At 47.3% G+C, this 16512-nt stretch carries 15 protein-coding genes; 11 read left to right on the forward strand and 4 right to left on the reverse strand.

Translation table 11 applies throughout. The features are described 5' to 3' along the window. The first annotated feature begins 296 nt into the window (after positions 1 to 296). The 3 genes from MH215_RS20345 to MH215_RS20355 all read left to right on the forward strand — a co-directional run bounded on the left by MH215_RS20345 (position 297) and on the right by MH215_RS20355 (position 3641). Positions 297 to 893, forward strand: a complete 597-nt coding sequence (locus MH215_RS20345; RefSeq protein ID WP_239293046.1) for an RNA polymerase sigma factor — start codon at positions 297 to 299, stop codon at positions 891 to 893. Beyond that, positions 890 to 1873, forward strand: coding sequence for an anti-sigma factor (locus tag MH215_RS20350; RefSeq protein WP_239293047.1), 984 nt, complete (start codon positions 890 to 892; stop codon positions 1871 to 1873). The genes MH215_RS20345 and MH215_RS20350 overlap by 4 nt, the downstream gene beginning before the upstream one ends. A 238-nt stretch (positions 1874 to 2111) precedes the next feature. Next, on the forward strand, positions 2112 to 3641 hold the full coding sequence (locus MH215_RS20355) for an HD domain-containing phosphohydrolase (protein ID WP_239293048.1): 1530 nt from the start codon (positions 2112 to 2114) through the stop codon (positions 3639 to 3641). Here the strand turns inward: MH215_RS20355 and MH215_RS20360 are convergent. Beyond that, complete coding sequence (locus tag MH215_RS20360) at positions 3634 to 4287, reverse strand: phosphatase PAP2 family protein (RefSeq protein WP_239293049.1); 654 nt, start codon at positions 4285 to 4287, stop codon at positions 3634 to 3636. The two genes, MH215_RS20355 and MH215_RS20360, sit on opposite strands and share 8 nt — an antisense overlap. Before the next feature lie 242 nt (positions 4288 to 4529). Here MH215_RS20360 and MH215_RS20365 point away from each other — a divergent pair, with 242 nt between their 5' ends. From MH215_RS20365 to MH215_RS20380, 4 genes are all read left to right on the forward strand, one after another. Next, on the forward strand, positions 4530 to 5945 hold the full coding sequence (locus MH215_RS20365; RefSeq protein WP_239293050.1) for a sensor histidine kinase: 1416 nt from the start codon (positions 4530 to 4532) through the stop codon (positions 5943 to 5945). A gap of 91 nt (positions 5946 to 6036) precedes the next feature. After that, positions 6037 to 7311, forward strand: a complete 1275-nt coding sequence (locus tag MH215_RS20370; protein WP_239293051.1) for an MFS transporter — start codon at positions 6037 to 6039, stop codon at positions 7309 to 7311. Between the two features lie 94 nt (positions 7312 to 7405). Beyond that, a complete protein-coding gene (locus MH215_RS20375) occupies positions 7406 to 8083 on the forward strand; it encodes an oxidoreductase (protein WP_239293126.1) in 678 nt (225 codons plus the stop codon). Positions 8084 to 8155: 72 nt separating this feature from the next. Then, entirely contained in the window at positions 8156 to 8530 is a 375-nt protein-coding gene (locus MH215_RS20380; protein WP_128100087.1) for a RidA family protein, read from the forward strand. Between the two features lie 176 nt (positions 8531 to 8706). Here MH215_RS20380 and MH215_RS20385 read toward each other — a convergent pair whose 3' ends face one another. After that, a complete protein-coding gene (locus MH215_RS20385) occupies positions 8707 to 9465 on the reverse strand; it encodes a tryptophan-rich sensory protein (protein WP_239293052.1) in 759 nt (252 codons plus the stop codon). Between the two features lie 299 nt (positions 9466 to 9764). Here MH215_RS20385 and MH215_RS20390 point away from each other — a divergent pair, with 299 nt between their 5' ends. Continuing rightward, positions 9765 to 10709 (forward strand): arsenic resistance protein, encoded by a 945-nt coding sequence (locus MH215_RS20390; protein ID WP_239293127.1) that lies wholly within the window; start codon positions 9765 to 9767, stop codon positions 10707 to 10709. A 4-nt stretch (positions 10710 to 10713) separates the two neighbouring features. Here MH215_RS20390 and MH215_RS20395 read toward each other — a convergent pair whose 3' ends face one another. Beyond that, complete coding sequence (locus tag MH215_RS20395; RefSeq protein ID WP_239293053.1) at positions 10714 to 12336, reverse strand: response regulator transcription factor; 1623 nt, start codon at positions 12334 to 12336, stop codon at positions 10714 to 10716. A gap of 5 nt (positions 12337 to 12341) precedes the next feature. Continuing rightward, positions 12342 to 14171 carry a cache domain-containing sensor histidine kinase gene (locus tag MH215_RS20400; RefSeq protein ID WP_239293054.1) on the reverse strand — a complete coding sequence of 610 codons (1830 nt, stop codon included), beginning with the start codon at positions 14169 to 14171 and terminating at the stop codon, positions 12342 to 12344. A gap of 140 nt (positions 14172 to 14311) precedes the next feature. Between MH215_RS20400 and MH215_RS20405 the strand changes: the two genes are divergently transcribed. From MH215_RS20405 to MH215_RS20415, 3 genes are all read left to right on the forward strand, one after another. After that, positions 14312 to 15193, forward strand: a complete 882-nt coding sequence (locus tag MH215_RS20405) for a carbohydrate ABC transporter permease (RefSeq protein ID WP_056704114.1) — start codon at positions 14312 to 14314, stop codon at positions 15191 to 15193. Further along, positions 15194 to 16030 (forward strand): carbohydrate ABC transporter permease, encoded by an 837-nt coding sequence (locus MH215_RS20410; RefSeq protein WP_056704116.1) that lies wholly within the window; start codon positions 15194 to 15196, stop codon positions 16028 to 16030. Between the two features lie 68 nt (positions 16031 to 16098). Then, positions 16099 to 16500 (forward strand): hypothetical protein, encoded by a 402-nt coding sequence (locus tag MH215_RS20415; protein ID WP_239293055.1) that lies wholly within the window; start codon positions 16099 to 16101, stop codon positions 16498 to 16500. The last annotated feature ends 12 nt before the right edge of the window (positions 16501 to 16512 follow it).

The following is a 16512-nucleotide window of genomic DNA, read 5'->3' on the forward strand; positions in this document are numbered from 1 at the left end:
CCGGGGTTAAAAGAAGACAGAAAATCATTTGAGGTTTAAAACCAACTCTTAGAGTATACCACACTCTGTAATTTTTTGCAAGATAAAGGAAAGAGAGCTTGTTCCACAGCCATTCTGCCGTGTGAATATGATGATCTGAATAGACATGGCTTAAAGTGGAGTTGAGCGCCGGACTATATCATGACTTATGAAAAAAAATCAGAAAAATTTCATGTTTTCTCTTCAAAGGTGTAATCCTCTTCAAATGTTTCAACGTAGGTTATAATATGAGGGAGCATAATGAAAGGAGCCCTCGGATGACAGAATCGATGGATGACAGCAGAATAATGCGGCAGATTGCAGAGCGGGATGCTTCGGCGCTGGAGCTTTTATATGACCGCTACGAGCGGGCTGTATATTCCTTTGCTTACAGAATCGTGGGTGATCCCATGACGGCAGAGGAAACGGTTCAAGAGCTGTTCTTGCGTGTCTGGAATAACGCTGAACGATATGAGGCCTCACAGGGGAAGCTGACCACATGGATGTTTGCGATCACACGTAACATTGCAGTGGACATGCTGAGGCGTAAGTCCAAAGGGGCAGCCACAACGACGGTGGAGCAAGAGACACTGACGGCATATGCCGATGAATATACGAATACAGAAGCAGAAGTAGAGCGTAAATGGGAAGGTATTCGAATTAAGGAAGCACTATCCCAGTTGAACGGTGATCAGCAACAGGTGATCGAATCGATCTACTATGCCGGATTAACGCAACAAGAGGTATCCAGCAGATTCGGGATTCCGCTAGGTACAGTGAAGAGCCGTGTCAGGCTTGCGATGAGACAGCTACAGAAGCTGCTTGCTGATGCTGAATTGCATTCAGACACGGGAAGGGAGGGCATACATCCATGATAGAACGACATGAGGAGTGGTCTGATCTGGCAACGATGTATGTGCTAGGTGGACTGGAAGCAGAGGAAGTGGAGGCATTCGAGGCTCACTTGAAGGAATGTGATGCTTGCCGCCAAGAGGTGAAGGAATTGCAGGAAGTAACGGGCTTCCTGCCACTAGCGGCGGAACCTGTGGCACCGCCGCCAGGCATGAGAGCACGTGTGCTAAGCAACGTGCTCGGACAATCGCAGGAGGGAGCCGAGGCGAAGCCGGCCACTGCTCCTGCGCAGCCTGAAGCACCTGCTGTGCTTCAGGCAGATCTTGCGCCGCCCCGCGGAGAGGCGGCGCAGCCCGAGCCAGGCCTGCCGCCGGTAACGGCGGTGCCTGCGGCTCGGGCGGAAGAGGCTGCACAGGCACAGCCGTTGCAGCCTGGAGGGCGCGCGCGTCCGCGCGGCAGCCGCGCATGGCGCGTGGCGAGCGCTGGCCTTGCGGCGGCTGCGCTGGTGCTGGCGATCTACGCAGCACAGCTGCAGAGCCAGCTCAGCTTGCTGACGCAGCAAGCTGCCGGGTCAGCAACAGCGCAAGCGCAGCTCGCCGAGGCGCAGGCGCAGAATGCGCAGCTGCAAGAGCAGCTGGCGTCAGCGTTAGCGCCTGCCCAAGGCATGCAGACCGGCGAAGCCGTCAAGCTTAGCCCTGCAACGCAGGACATTGTAGCGCAAGGTCTCGCAACGATTGTCATCGACAATAAGGGCACTCATCTCGTCGTGCAAGCGGAGAACTTGCCTCAGCTAGAGGGGAAAGAGGCATTTCAGGTATGGTTAATCAAGGGGGGTACCCCGCAGAATGCCGGAACCTTCTTAAGTCGTGATGGCACAGGAGCTGTCTATTACACCTTAGAATCGGTGAATGATTATGATACCGTAGCGATTACCCTAGAGCCGGATGCACTGGGTGATCAACCGAGAGGTACGATGATTTTAGCCGCCAAAATAAAAGGATAACGCTCCCTCTATATGACCCAAAGGCTGCTTCTTAGGAAGCAGCCTTTTTGATGTGCATAGGCTCTGATCCTTTAAATTGTGATTATGAAAATATTGTAATATTGCCTCGCTTTAGATTGTACTAAAATCATTAAGTTTTTGGACTCAAATAACCGATAGTATCCTAAGAGCTATATCCTTAATCTGCCTTAGGTTTATCGAGGTAGAGTGGGTTGCACAGAGAGAGTGAGGGGTTTGGGTGGAAGTTTACCGTTCCTTTATCTTACGTTTGCTACGAAATTACCTCATCGGTTCATTAGGGGCTGTTTTTGTCGTGGGTACTGTCGTTATGGTATCTACCTTGCAAATACCAAATATTCAATTTCTACGTTTACTAGCGATTGTGCTGATTTCGCTTGTGTTTATGCTGAGTGCGGAATGGCTTGCTTTTCGTGTGCAGCTTATGCCAATCCGGCGTTTTTTTGTTACAACAGAGCGCCATTCAAAGGCACAGATGGACAACATGTATGAGAAAATTCACCGTTTTCCAGGACGAACCATCTACCGAATCATGATTCCACATCTATTAGGATTCTCACTACCCGCTGCGGGATTAACACTATGGATGCTTGATAGGGGTTGGGTGGAGTTCCCCACCTTTTATGTTTCGCTTGCAGCAGCATGCGCTATTTTGATTGCAGTAATGCATGCACTGATCGAATATTTCCTTACAGTTCGGGCGGTAAGGCCGCTTTTGCTAGAAATTCGCCGCCAAGGTAAGCAGCAGTTTGGGATCGAGCCCTCACTTGATGGGCGTGTGCTTGTGTCGATTCAGCGTAAGTTCCAGCTTAGTACAGCACTAATCGGACTATTTCCCTTGTTTTTGTTTTTCCTGGCAACGTTTATTCGGTTACAGTACATGGACCCCGAATTTGCCAAAGAGTATATCGTATGGGCGGTGCTCGTTGTTGTGTTAGGGGCAGGCTTTGCGCTTGTGGGTAGCTGGCTGCTCATCCGCGATGTACGGGATCCTGTTGCTGATTTAACGAAAGAGATGAACCGAATTCAGGAAGGTGATCTGGGGAGACGAGCCCCGGATTTATATGCAGATGAATTTTCTGCACTAATATCTGGATTTAACATGATGATTAACCGGCTGGAGATGAGGCAGGAGCGTAATAGACAGCTGCTTCAGAGCTATTTCTCGACGCTAGCCGCTGCTTTGGATGCACGGGATAAGTATACGGCCGGTCATTCCATGCGGGTCGCAGAATACTCGCTTCTTATTGGCAAGCTCAGTGGCATGAATGAAGAGCAGGCTGACTTATTGTACAAATCCGCATTGCTGCATGACATCGGAAAGATTGGCATACCTGATGAAGTGCTGTTGAAGGATGGCAAACTTAGTGATGAGGAATTCGCAATTATTAAAACTCACCCTGTTCTGGGTGAAAATATATTGCTGCAGATCGAGCCGGTCGATGCTATGGCAGACTTCTTACCTGGCGTCAGATCCCACCATGAACGGTATGATGGAAGAGGTTATCCAGACGGTAAGGCAGGACTGGATATCCCGCTCTTTGGCCGCATTATCGCAGTAGCGGATGCATTTGATGCGATGACCTCGGATCGTCCCTATCGGAACGGGATGAGCCATGAGAAGGCATTAATGATTCTAGAAGAAGGAAAAGGATCCCAGTGGGATCCCTATTTTGCAGGTTTGTTTATTGACGAGTGGCGACGGCAACGGCAGCATCTTCAAAAACCGCCTGGGCAAGAGATTAGCTGATCCCTTGGGTCCATTTTGATTCTTTTCTGCGTCGGCGGTGGAGAGCCAGGCCAGTGATGATGGTGAACACGCATTCTCCGAGGATGACTGCACCCAGCGCATCGTAGATGACATGTTGTTTGATCAACAGTGTGGATACGATAATGAGTGCAGCTCCGCCAGCTACCCATCGTTTGATGGATTTACGAATACTCGGAACGGAGAGTACAGCACGCATGACCAGATAGGAATGGAGGGCATGAATGCTTGGGAAACAATTATATGGGCGATCCTGACTGTAGAGCCATCCAACAATAGAGGTACCAAGACCTGTCCCCGTTAGCTCCGGGCGCGGCACCATGGTCTGAAAGTTAAAGTAAATGAGATAACAGATCCAGACACAGATGTTCATAGACAACAAGACGCGGTAATACATGAGTCGATCCTTAGCGCACAGATACGCCAATACGCCAAATACAAACGGATACCAGCCGAGATAAGGTATGGACATTGCGGGCAAGAACGGAATCATTTGGTCGACAGGGGAGCTCAATATAACGAATCCGCGTTCTGGGCTATTCAGAATATCATAGAACATTCCCATGACAGCCAAGGACAGCATCAAGCTTAGCGACAGCCAGTAGGATTTACTTTTTAATAATTGCACAGCAGGCTTTCTCCTTTCATTCATGTTCAGGTACGAACATGATCACACAATTCAACTAGTTCAAATTTAAACAACAATATATTTTACTACGTCCAGACCACAAATTGAATCCTGATTTGTGTATATTTGTGTATTCTTTTGACGAATAAGAAATGCGGAAGCGGAAGTGGGCATGATATGATAGAGGTACATACGGACAGGCGGCGCTAAAGCCAGTAAAGTCGGACAACAGGAGTGAGCGAATGCAATTTTCAAAAATGTTCGTATTGAATATGGGGATGCTGATTACGATTGCATATCTCGCTAGTGTTTTCTATAAATATATCGTAATACGTGCCTCTTCTCGGGTAAAACAGATTAGTTCGGTACTTCTTCTCATTTTTGCGGGTTGGATTAGTACGGTTTTTGGATTCCGTCTCACGGAGGAAGTCGTCTTTGATCTCCGATACGTTCCTCTAATTGTTGCCGTTCTGACCTATAGGCAACCCTATAGCGTAATCATCATTGGTGTGGGGATTGGGCTATCGAGGCTAACGTTTGGCATTACAGATGCGACGTTGGCCGCCGTCATTAATATGTCGATGCTGGGTGTGATGTGCGCAGGTCTAAATATATGGATGAGGCGCAGCAACTACAGGCTGATTATTAAAGGCATTCTCGTCACACTCATCGTAAATGTGGTCAACACGATCAATATTGCTATTGTGGGCGTTATTCCGGCGGCATACTTTTTCTCACACATCATGCCTTATACACTTCCTACAGGCCTCTTGCTAAGTCTTATTTTTGCCTTCATACTACGAGACTTCCAGAATGAACAGAATCGTATTTTACTTATACAGAGTACGAACCGATTGTTGTCTGTGCAAAAAGAAGAATTGCAGAAAGCGCAGATTGTGCTAGAGGATCGAGCCAAACAATTGATGATCGCCTCGCAATACAAGTCTGAATTTCTCGCCAATATGTCTCATGAATTGCGTACCCCGCTGAATAGTGTCATTAACTTTGCGCAGATGATTAGCGAGAACGCGGATACGATGGATCAGGAGGATATCGTACGTTTTGCCACGATGATTGATCATTCTGGTCAAGAGTTATTAACGTTAATCAACGATATATTGGATCTATCCAAAGTAGAGGCAGGCAGGCTCGACATCGTATTGGAGGATATCAGTATCGCTCAATTGATTGAGGATGTCATGAGTCACTTTCAATTGGTCGCGGAGAAAAAAGGTGTCGAACTTGTGATGGAGCGCAAAAAAGGTGTGCCCGAGACATTATGGTCAGATCCCCAACGTGTTCAGCAGATCTTGCGAAACTTGATGTCGAATGCTATCAAATTCACTCCTCAGGGTAAAGTGCAGTTGACGATAAGCACCGAACAATCGAACAAGCTCTCAAGACCAGGACGCTGGCTCGTATTCGCGGTAAAGGATACAGGAATTGGCATCTCGGAAGATCAATTTGAGTCTATTTTTGAAGCGTTTCAACAAGCTGATGGCTCCATTAGTCGTAAATATGGCGGTACGGGATTGGGTCTGTCCATCAGCCGAGATTTGGCACGTTTGTTGGATGGAAACATCCAGTTGGAGAGTGTCGAAGGCAAAGGAAGCACCTTCCGCTTATACCTTCCGTTGAATCGTGAAAAAATGGGTTGACAATGATTGGACTGTGAGTAGAATTTGGGGTGACAACTAGCATTGGCCGGCGTTAGAAGCCTGGTCTAAGGAGTGTATCCCCATTCAGAAGATGGTCAAAGTAAACCCTCCCTCGTTTGCAAGCAAACTACGGCGTAAGGGTTCGAAACAACGTACCAATTTAGCAATTGCAACGTGGGAGGGTGTACCGGCAATTATTCTACAGACTTTGCTGGGTGGCCCATTTTTAACGGGATTTCTGCTGTACCTTGGAGCAGGGTCAAGACAAATTGGTTTTGTGCTCGCCATTACGACGTTTGTAAACATTGCACAGATTGGCGCAGCCTATTGGATGCAGCGCATTCGCAGTCGAAAGCGCATGCTCCTGTTGTTCGTTGGGGCGCACCGCATTCTATGGAGTGCAACAGGGCTTATCCCATTTCTTTTCCCGCAGGAATGGTGGGTAGCTATTTTTATAGGGATGTATACTGTAGCGTTTATTGCCAATACCATCGGCGGTATGATCTGGACATCGCTTATTGGAGACATTGTGCCAGCCAAGGTCAGAGGGCGTTATTTCGGAATACGAAACACGATTCTGAACGCTCTTGGAAGCGTATGCTTATTTGTTGGAGGTATTGTTCTGGATCGTTTTCCAGGCGGGACGGGTTTCCTCATTTTGTTCATTCCCGTATGGATCTGTGCGATTGCGAATACCGTCATTTATTTCTTTTATCCCGATGTGCCCTTTGAGCGTTCTACGGAAAAAGGTTTTTGGCGTATGTTCAAGAAGCCATTTCAAGATCAGTCGTTCTTAAAGGCAACACTCTTCTTGGCGGCTTGGTTGCTCATTCAAACGCTAATTGTTCCGCTATATTCCTATGTTATGCTTGATTTGCTTAACGTAAACTATCAGACCGTATCCATCATTACCGTAGTACAGACCTTGGTTATGATGATGGGATTCTACCTCTGGGGTAATCTCAATGCTAGATTCAGCAACAAAACGTTGTTGTTCTGGACGTTGCCGATCATAGCACTCTCCTGTTTATCATGGGGATTGATGTCGTTTATGCCAGTTTTGGTAGCGCTATTTTGCTCTCATATCTTTCTTGGCATTGGTGTGGGAGGCTTCAACCAGCTTGCCTTTAACTTCACCATTGGAGATACACCCAAAAGCGAACGTCCGATGTTTGTGGCGGTATATTCAGCATTAACCGGGGTAACTTCCTTTCTTGGGCCATTAATTGGGGGCTCGCTATATGAGAAAATGGAGAATTGGCCTGAACCGATGACATGGTTTTCGGCGTATGGCTTTCAGATGGGTGTAGGTGCAGCGATGTTAATTTTAACGTTTACCCTGGGTCGTCGGGTTTTATTGCGATAAGAGTGATCAGAAGATTGTTCTGTTATTAGAGTCGCCTGTGTAATATCCTTTAGTTCATTTAATATAGAGAAGAGGAGGGATGATTATGGAGCATATCGAAAAGAAGGCAGTGGTGATCGGAGCTACCGGTCTTGTCGGCGGTCTATTAGTAGATCGTTTGCTTAAGCATTCATCCTACCGTGAGATTCATGTATTTGTCAGGCGTCCATTGACGCTAGAGCATCCCAAACTGAAGCAACACATCGTAGACTGGGATCAACTTCATGAGGCTGCTGATTGGTTCACAGGTGTATCGGATCTGTATTGTTGCCTTGGAACAACGATCAAGAAAGCTGGCAGTCAGGAAAATTTCCGCAAAGTGGATTATGACTATGTTGTAGAAGCAGGAAAACTTGCAAAGCAGCACGGTGTTTCTCAGATGCTAGTGATCTCGTCAATGGGTGCGAATGCGGATTCGCGCGTGTTCTACAGCCGAACCAAAGGGGAGATGGAGGGTGCCTTAACTGTCCTTGGCTTCAACTCATTGCAAATCTTCCGCCCCTCTCTCATTCTAGGAGATCGGAATGAGACTAGAATTGGCGAGCAGTTGGGTGCTTACGCGATGAAGCTGCTGGATCGGTGGATGACAGGCAAGGCTGCTAAATATCGAGCGATCCCTGCTGCAACCATTGCCCAGGCGATGATCAATATTGCACTTGTGGGAACAAGAGGTCATCATGTTTATTCCAATGAAGTTATTCATGTGCTTGGAACAGAAGCTTCCGTGGTATAATAAGCATCACAAATGAGTTCATCGCTTGCTCCCTAAGGTGGCATGAGTACGAACATAAAGGAGAGTTAATCCATGAAAAAACCAATTTCTACGGATCAGGCGCCAGGCGCTATTGGTCCATACAGCCAAGCTGTCGATGCAGGTGATTTTATCTACACGTCCGGTCAACTGGGGCTGAACCCGCAAACGGGAGAGTTCGGTGCAGATGTACAAGAGCAGACTCGTCTTTCCCTAAGCAATGTGAAGGCGATCCTCGAAGCGGCTGGTACAACAATGGACAACGTTGTGAAAACAACCGTATTCCTGAAAGATATGAACGATTTCGTTCCTGTGAACGAAGTGTACAGCACATTCTTCACACAGCCATACCCAGCACGTAGTGCAGTTGAGGTTGCTCGTCTGCCAAAGGATGCACTTGTTGAGATTGAAGTTATTGCCCGTAAATAGGACAAGCTAAATCATACAACAATATAGAAATACATAAAAAGCCGATTCTCTGGTCTTATCGACCAGAGAGTCGGCTTTTTGAGTTACAATGTACTATGCAATGATATGCTTGGAGCAACCAAGCATTCGTGTTGGATGATGTTGAAAAACTCATCCTGGTGGTAAGTATATATAGGTTAATCCCGATCCTGATTACGGGCGAAGAAGAGCCATACCGCGTAAAGGGCAATGACGATCGCCAAGGAGATCGCTGTATAATAGACGGAAGTGACGTCTTTTTGCTTCAATGCAATGGCAATGTATGCCCACGTGAAGACGAGTGGATATACGCTATCGCGATAAGGGAAACTCACGAGGACTGCGAGAACAAGACCTACAATAAGCATAATAATCGTCCAAGTTGGTTCGCTGATGCCGAAGCCGTCCCAACCGATTTTGTATAATAACACCGCAACGTTGATAATGGTGGCTACACTCACCCATCCAAGATAGATGCTAAATGGCAGCTTTACAAGCCACATCTCGGCAGTTGTCGGTAGAGTGATGGCACGTGTTTTGAGATATAACACAATCAGAGATAGTAAGAGCAATACGATAATCAGTAGAGCGAGACCTGTCTGTAGGTTCTGAAAAGCAAAGATCCACGCCACGTTAAAGGCACAGCTGGCCAGAAACCAATATCCGAGCCGAGTGATCGAATCTCGTTTCCAGGATGCCGGGACAAACTGGTAAATGACGAAGCCAGCGAGCAAGAGGTAGATCAGTCCCCAGATGGCGAACGCATATCCCGCAGGGGTTAGTAAGACAGGGTACATATCCGACACTTCTTTGTTGGTTCTGCCGCCAATAGGCAGCGCATTCGAGAGGTAGTTCACAATGATAACAGCGATAAAACCAATAGCGTTTAACCACTTGTACGGATTATTACGTGACATGGTATTTCCTCCTTGGTTTAACAGAAATGAATGAACCACGGGTCAGTCTACAATGAATATACCCAGTTCTCCCACATTTTAATAAGGAGCACGCAAAAAAATATCCAAGACATTATGAGATTCTAGAAAAATTCACGCATGGAGACACATTTTAATCCCAGTCTGTCCCAATGTACGCAAGTTGAATCCATAATATGCCGATATAATGGACTTCTTGTACATTTATCTATAAAACAATAAGTACGCTTTGCTAATTAATAGAGCTGATCGGGGGAAGAAGATTGTTTACAAGAGAAGTGATGGAGAAGCAACAGACTTGGTTTTATGTAGCTGCTTTGCTTGTGGGGGCAGGCATTGGGCTGGGTATGCCCGATTGGGGTTCGGCTCTGGTGTATACCGTTTCACCTGTGCTCGCTTGTTTGTTATACAGCATGTTTGCGCAGATTCCTTTTCTACAGCTTAGAGAATCGATATCAAATCTTCGGTTTATAGGCGCATTACTAGTTGCTAACTTTGTTGTGGTTCCTATGGTTGTATGGTTACTTGTCCTCGTATTCCCGCAAACATCTGCTGTTTCGTTAGGGGTCTATCTGGTTTTACTAACTCCGTGTATTGACTATGTTATTGTATTCACTCAGCTTGGGAGGGGAAATGAGAAACTTATGCTTGCTTCCACCCCGATGCTGTTCATGGTGCAGATGATGATGTTACCGGTGTATCTATGGTTGTTCATGGGTGCAGAAGCAGCGCAGATTATGCAGCTTGGCCCTTTTGCCGAGGCGTTTCTGTTCCTGATTGTCATTCCGTTGTTGCTGGCGATCTGTACTCAGGTCGTATCTAAAGGCAGACCTAAGGGCGAGGCCGTATTAAATGCCACGGCTTGGCTACCCGTCCCATTGATGGCTCTTGCACTGATTGTCGTGGTTGCCTCTCAGATCGGGCAGGTGTATGAGGAGTGGGCTGTTATTGTTAACGTTCTTCCTATATACGTCGCCTTTATGATCGTAATGCCGCTATTCTCCCGTATAATTGCACGTATCTTCCGACTTGATGTGGGTGCAGGCAGGGCACTGATCTTCAGCGCCTCTACACGCAATTCACTGGTTGTACTTCCCTTGGCACTCGCGCTTCCTGCAGAATGGGCTGCCATAACGGCTGCTGTAATTGTTACGCAGACGATTGTTGAGCTGGCGGGAGAGTTGATTTATATTCGTGTGGTGCCTGCCGTGTTAATACAGGATTAGGTCGTTATTGGTCTAGAGATTTTCGATAATCTCCAGGTGTCAGTCCCTCCATTTTCTTAAATACTTTGCTGAAATACTTCTCGTCTTGGAACCCAACCATCTCAGAGATTTTGGCAATGCGCAGGGAAGGATTTTGAAGCAGTAATTTGGCATTATTAATCCGTAGCTTCCCAAGATATTCCGACCAGTTCAGACCGAACTGCTGTTTGAATTTACGAGAGATATATTCGCGGCTGAGATAGAAACGGGCAGAGATCTGTTGCAGAGACAAGTCCTCCTGATAATGAGCATCCATATAACGTGCAATCTCTTTCATCGGGTCATGGCTTGTATGGTGCTGCGCTGCTAGAGCTTTCCCAGCAGCGATAAGTCGCTGTTCTAACAAAGAGCGAAGGAGCGGGAGAGACAACTTCCCTTCACGATCAAATGGCAGCTCAGCAAAAGGTAAGAATTGCTCATCCAGCTTATCCTCTTCCTCTGTGGAAGACATACTTGCCGTGTCGTCAAGCCAACGCCCCAGCATCCATTCCATCTCTTGAACCCACTGGAGAACCTGTTCAGGTGTAACCGTATCAAGCCGGGTAAGCGGATCGATCCACTCGGCTACGGTTGCAGATACATTAGATTCACGCCCACTTATCGCTGCTAATCGCAAGGGCTCTTCCATTGTGGATAACCGAAGACCTTTAGCTGTTATGAACGAGTCCAATGAAGCATGGAATTTATGCTTAGTCTGTAAAGCATTTCGTCGCCACAGCCGCTGGCTCGCTTCCTGATACGTATTGGGAATACCAGATGGGAATACCTCACAAGAAGCAATACCATAGTGAAGACGACGCTGAATCGTCTGTTCCAGTCCAGTATTCACACGTTCCAGCACTGCCTGCATAGAGGATGGCGAACCCCAGTGCAGCAATACAACTTGGTCTGGCTGATCTAGGTGGCGGAACACGACCCCTTCATTAGGAGTGGATAACATCTCTGCACAGATATTGAGAACGGAGAAAACGAGCAGATCAGGCTGGCTGCGATATTTCGCCTGACAACCAGCATCGAGTTGAGATAGACTCGTGACGGCGATGTTGCATGTACTTACGAGCAGGGAGATGTTCAGCTCATTACGGATTCTCTCCATTTGAGTAGTACTGTTGCCACGCCCAACGACTAATTCCGTAAGCAAGCGGTCATGATAATGCGGGCGCATCGTATTCATGACCATGGATTGTTGCATCGTCTGCACACGAAGGGTCTCATCTTCCTGCCAAGCTTTAATAGCTTTTAACAAGGATGCATTAAGTTCCTCCGTTTCGACAGGTTTTAATAGATAATCCATCCCACCATAACGAATGGCATGCCTAACAAGCTGAAAATCATCGTACCCACTGATAACTAACACTTTGCTATGTGGGGTATGGACAGAGATCCACTCCAGTAACTCCATGCCGTCTTTGCCTGGCATACGCATATCGCTCAGTATAATTTGCGGCTCATGTTCAGTGATGATGTCAATTGCTTCGTGGCCATCTGCTGCTTCCAATAACGTGTCTACTCCCACAACTTCCCACTGCCCCAGTAGCTTAATTGCGTCGCGGACGTGTTTTTCATCATCGACAATTAGTACTTTCATGTTGCTCACTCTCCCGCGTAAATTTTAACGATGATCTGCACGCCATGTGGCTCCCTATTGCGGATATCTATCATTGCCGGGTGTTCTGTAGAGGAGTTGAGCCGCAGTCTTTGACCGACGTTACGTAGCCCAATGGACTCGTTCTCGTCTGTCTCTTTTCCTACGATCTCCGATGTACTTAATTCCTCGCGGAACCATTCCCGGATCTCGATAAGCTTCTCCTCTGGAATCGACGGACCGTTGTTCTCCAGATGAATTTCAACCCAATGATCGGTTGTCAGATGACTACGAATGCTAATATATCCCTTGCCAGGCTGAACATCAGCTCCATGCTTGAAATAATTCTCAATCAGCGGCTGAAGTGTCATGCGCGGCATCTCCACAGACAGTGTATCCTCGGCAAAATTCAGATTCACCTCTAAACGTTCACCAAAACGCTCCTGCTGCAGCTCCAGATATAATCGGGCATGCTCGGCTTCTTCCCGCAAAGTTACACAAGTCTGATCTCGCATACTGTAGCGCAACATTTTGGATAAGGAAGAGAGCAGTGCATAAGCTCGTTGTCCTTGCTGTTGAAGGGCAAGTGTACCGATAGATTGGAGCGTATTGTATAGAAAATGTGGATGAATCTGAGCTTGTAAGGCTCTAAGCTGATTGGTTTTGTTGGCGAGTTCAAGTCGATACTCCCTCAAGATCAAGTTATTCACCGTATCCATCATATCTCGAAAATGACGGGCAAGAACGCCGATCTCATCCCGACTTGTTAAGCGGATATCCACATGTAGCCTGCCTGCCTGAATCTGATTCATATAACGCATCAATTGTTTGAGCGGACCTGTAATTCGAATGGAGATAAACAGTGTAGCCACAATGACCATGATTAGTGCAGCGATTGCGATTAGAGCATTGTTCCACGTTAGCGTGTTCGCTCGCGCATATAACGTTTCATTAGGGATCTGTTTAATGATGGTCCAGTCTGCAAATGTACTGCCTATTTGTTGATAGACATACATGGAATGCTCTTGCTCGAAATGACCTGTACTTGTCTGAAAATGTACCTTCCCCGCACGAATATCATTTAATTCGGCAGCAACCTGCTTGTTCAATACAAGGCTATCACTAACCTGTGAATCTCCCTGATAGATGATCTGATTATGGCGATCCACGATATAAATCTGTTCCTTCGCTGGGTCATATAGTCGGCTGCTGATCGCCGCAATGCTGTCCATATTAAGATCAATTGACAGTACACCCAGACGTTCGGTTGAAGGGATGTCCATGATAACGCGATGGAGCGTAATCACTGTTCTTGAAGGGTCATCCGCAGAGGCAGCCTTGAATCCATACGTGTGGCTGGCGTGAGCTGATTCGATCCATATATCCTGACGGTTTCCATTCGTCTGTCCATGAAGCGAATCAGAATAAGCCTGCTTACGTTCTTCCCGTTTCGGGAAAGGGTTCGTGATGAGTGTAGACTGATTTGCTGCAAATGAGTGCAAGTAGAGCTGGAATACATCCGGAACAGCCGAACGGATCGTCTGTAACGTGGTGTACACCTCTGCCACTGCGCGATAATCCCCAGGAATCTTCGCTAGATTGCGTAGAAAATGGGGGTCATTATATACTGCGAGCGAAGCCCTTGCCGCATTATCGATGTAGTTATTCAGATTGGTTGATGCCTGATAGATCAGGCGTTTGTTCTCGGCAACGGCCTGCTCCCGCAAGGCTGTCTTGGTCTGAATAAACGTCATACTCATGGACGCGAGCAGAGGTAGAGTTGTAGCAATTAGCATAAATGCGATCAGTTTGGTACGGATACTATAATATTTTGTCATCGTTGCACCCCTTCTGGTTGCAGGTTAGGAAAGGACAATATTTTCCCCCCAACTGTTCACAAGCATCGGTGTTTCCTTGCGCTTCATTGGGGTTTAATAGACGAAGAGACCAATTTCATCCAATAGAAGGGGAGAACGATATGAAGCATCGGCATTCATCCCAGCTGTTACAGCAGCTTGTGTTCGTGGGTCCCTCCATCGTCTTTTTTATTCTCATCATCGTAGTTCCTTTCCTGCTGGGAACGTACTATTCCTTTACAGACTGGAACGGGGTATCCGCGAGTATTAATTGGGTTGGGTTTGACAATTTCTTGCATATCTTTACGAATGATCCGAAGTTCCAAACTGCGTTCTGGTTCACAGTGCGCTTTACGGTGGTCGGTGTAATCCTGACCAATGTGATTGGTTTTTTCCTTGCGTACTTCCTGACCAAACCACTCAAGACGAGAAACATCCTACGTACCATTTTCTTCATGCCTAACGTGATCGGTGGGTTGTTACTCGGCTTTATCTGGCAATTCATATTTGTGAAAGGGTTTTCAGCAGTTGGCGACGTGACCGGTTGGTCCTTCTTCAACCTTCCCTGGCTGGGGGATGAACCGACCGCCTTCTGGGGTATTGTCATTGTATTTGTCTGGCAGACTGCAGGGTATCTAATGGTCATCTATATTTCTTCCTTGACCAATGTATCCCCTGACCTGCTGGAAGCGGCTGAGATTGATGGGGCTAGCCGGTGGCAGGTACTGCGCAGCATTATTTTACCGCTCGTGATGCCTGGTGTCACGATCTGTCTGTTCCTTGCCATTTCGTGGTCATTCAAAATGTTCGATCTGAATCTGTCCTTAACCAAAGGTGGACCGTTCGGTTCAACCGAGTCCGTAGCCTTGAATATTTACAATGAGGCCTTCGTGAACAATCGGTACGGAATCGGGACAGCAAAAGCACTTATATTCTTCGTAATCGTTGCCATCATCACGATGATTCAGGTACGTCTGACGAAGAGCAAGGAGGTCGAGGCTTAGATGGAAACGAAGAGTAACTACCGGTTAAGTACCATCGCCACTGAGATTGTTATGGTGTTGCTTGGAATTCTGTTTCTGGTGCCGTTCTACTTCTTGTTCGTCAATTCAGTCAAGACATTTGGTGACCTGCTTACCAACTCAGCAGCATGGCCGGAAGTGTTCCAGTGGAGTAACTATGCTAACGCATGGGAAAAAATAAATTTCCCTTCTGCGCTGATGAACTCGCTTATTGTGACAGTAGTGAGTAATCTGCTGCTCGTACTAATCAGCTCTATGGCAGCGTACCGGATGGTTCGCAGCAACACCCTGTTTAATCGCATCTTGTTCGGGATGTTTATCGCAGCTATGGTAATTCCGTTTCAGTCTATCATGATTCCACTGGTTACTGTAACAAGTAATCTGGGTCTGATCGACAGTCTAGGTGGCTTAATCATCTGTTATCTCGGATTTGGTGCACCGATGTCGGTCTTCCTCTTCCACGGGTTTGTTAAATCGGTTCCGCTTGAGATCGAAGAGGCAGCACGCGTGGATGGAAGCTCCGCTTATGGCGTATTCTTCCGCATTGTCTTCCCACTCATGAAGCCGATGTATGTGACCGTCATTATTTTGAACACCCTCTGGATCTGGAATGACTATCTATTACCATCCTTGATTCTACAAAGCTCAAACTTACGTACAATCCCGATTGCGACCTTTGCGCTCTTCGGTCAATATACGAAGCAATGGGATTTGGCATTACCCGCTCTAGTCCTGGGCATCATGCCAATCATTATTTTCTTCCTGTTGATGCAGAAATACATTATTCAGGGGATTACTGCTGGATCAGTTAAGGGATAGGTGCGAGGGAGGTCGCTCCGGGATCAGGTGCGCTTTCGATCGCTGTTGCTCCTCGGTGGCCTGAATGTATGGATGCAAGGAAGCCACCGAGTATCAAAGGCGAGCGCTTCGCTTCTCCAGCGCATCCTGATCCCTCCGCTCCTGCCTCGCACGGAGGAAGTAGAAGGGGATTATGCCCGCAAGCCTTGGGCACAATCCTGGGAAAGAGAAGGTCAAAAGCAGGTGCCCGAGGGAGGTCGCTCTGGGATCAGGTGCGCTTTCGATCACTGTTGCTCCTCGGTGGTCTGAATGTATGGATGCAAGGAAGCCACCGAGTATCAAAGGCGAGCGCTTCGCTTCTCCAGCGCATCCTGATCCCTCCGCTCCTGCCTCGCACGAAGGGAGTCGAAGGGGATTATGCCCGCAAGCCTTGGGCACAATCCTGGGAAAGAATAAGGCAAGTCTCGCTATGCGAGGGGCACTTCATTTAAACTACATTAGGG

It is taken from the genome of Paenibacillus sp. ACRSA (assembly GCF_022346845.1).
GTDB lineage: Bacteria > Bacillota > Bacilli > Paenibacillales > Paenibacillaceae > Paenibacillus.

Coding starts and splice junctions, on each gene's coding strand:
- MH215_RS20415 (WP_239293055.1), top strand. CDS start 16,099: ATGGATGCAAGGAAGCCACCGAGTATCAAAGGCGAGCGCTTCGCTTCT.
- MH215_RS20370 (WP_239293051.1), top strand. CDS start 6,037: ATGGTCAAAGTAAACCCTCCCTCGTTTGCAAGCAAACTACGGCGTAAG.
- MH215_RS20365 (WP_239293050.1), top strand. CDS start 4,530: ATGCAATTTTCAAAAATGTTCGTATTGAATATGGGGATGCTGATTACG.
- MH215_RS20385 (WP_239293052.1), bottom strand. CDS start 9,465: ATGTCACGTAATAATCCGTACAAGTGGTTAAACGCTATTGGTTTTATC.
- MH215_RS20380 (WP_128100087.1), top strand. CDS start 8,156: ATGAAAAAACCAATTTCTACGGATCAGGCGCCAGGCGCTATTGGTCCA.
- MH215_RS20405 (WP_056704114.1), top strand. CDS start 14,312: ATGAAGCATCGGCATTCATCCCAGCTGTTACAGCAGCTTGTGTTCGTG.
- MH215_RS20400 (WP_239293054.1), bottom strand. CDS start 14,171: ATGACAAAATATTATAGTATCCGTACCAAACTGATCGCATTTATGCTA.
- MH215_RS20350 (WP_239293047.1), top strand. CDS start 890: ATGATAGAACGACATGAGGAGTGGTCTGATCTGGCAACGATGTATGTG.
- MH215_RS20390 (WP_239293127.1), top strand. CDS start 9,765: ATGGAGAAGCAACAGACTTGGTTTTATGTAGCTGCTTTGCTTGTGGGG.
- MH215_RS20410 (WP_056704116.1), top strand. CDS start 15,194: ATGGAAACGAAGAGTAACTACCGGTTAAGTACCATCGCCACTGAGATT.
- MH215_RS20345 (WP_239293046.1), top strand. CDS start 297: ATGACAGAATCGATGGATGACAGCAGAATAATGCGGCAGATTGCAGAG.
- MH215_RS20395 (WP_239293053.1), bottom strand. CDS start 12,336: ATGAAAGTACTAATTGTCGATGATGAAAAACACGTCCGCGACGCAATT.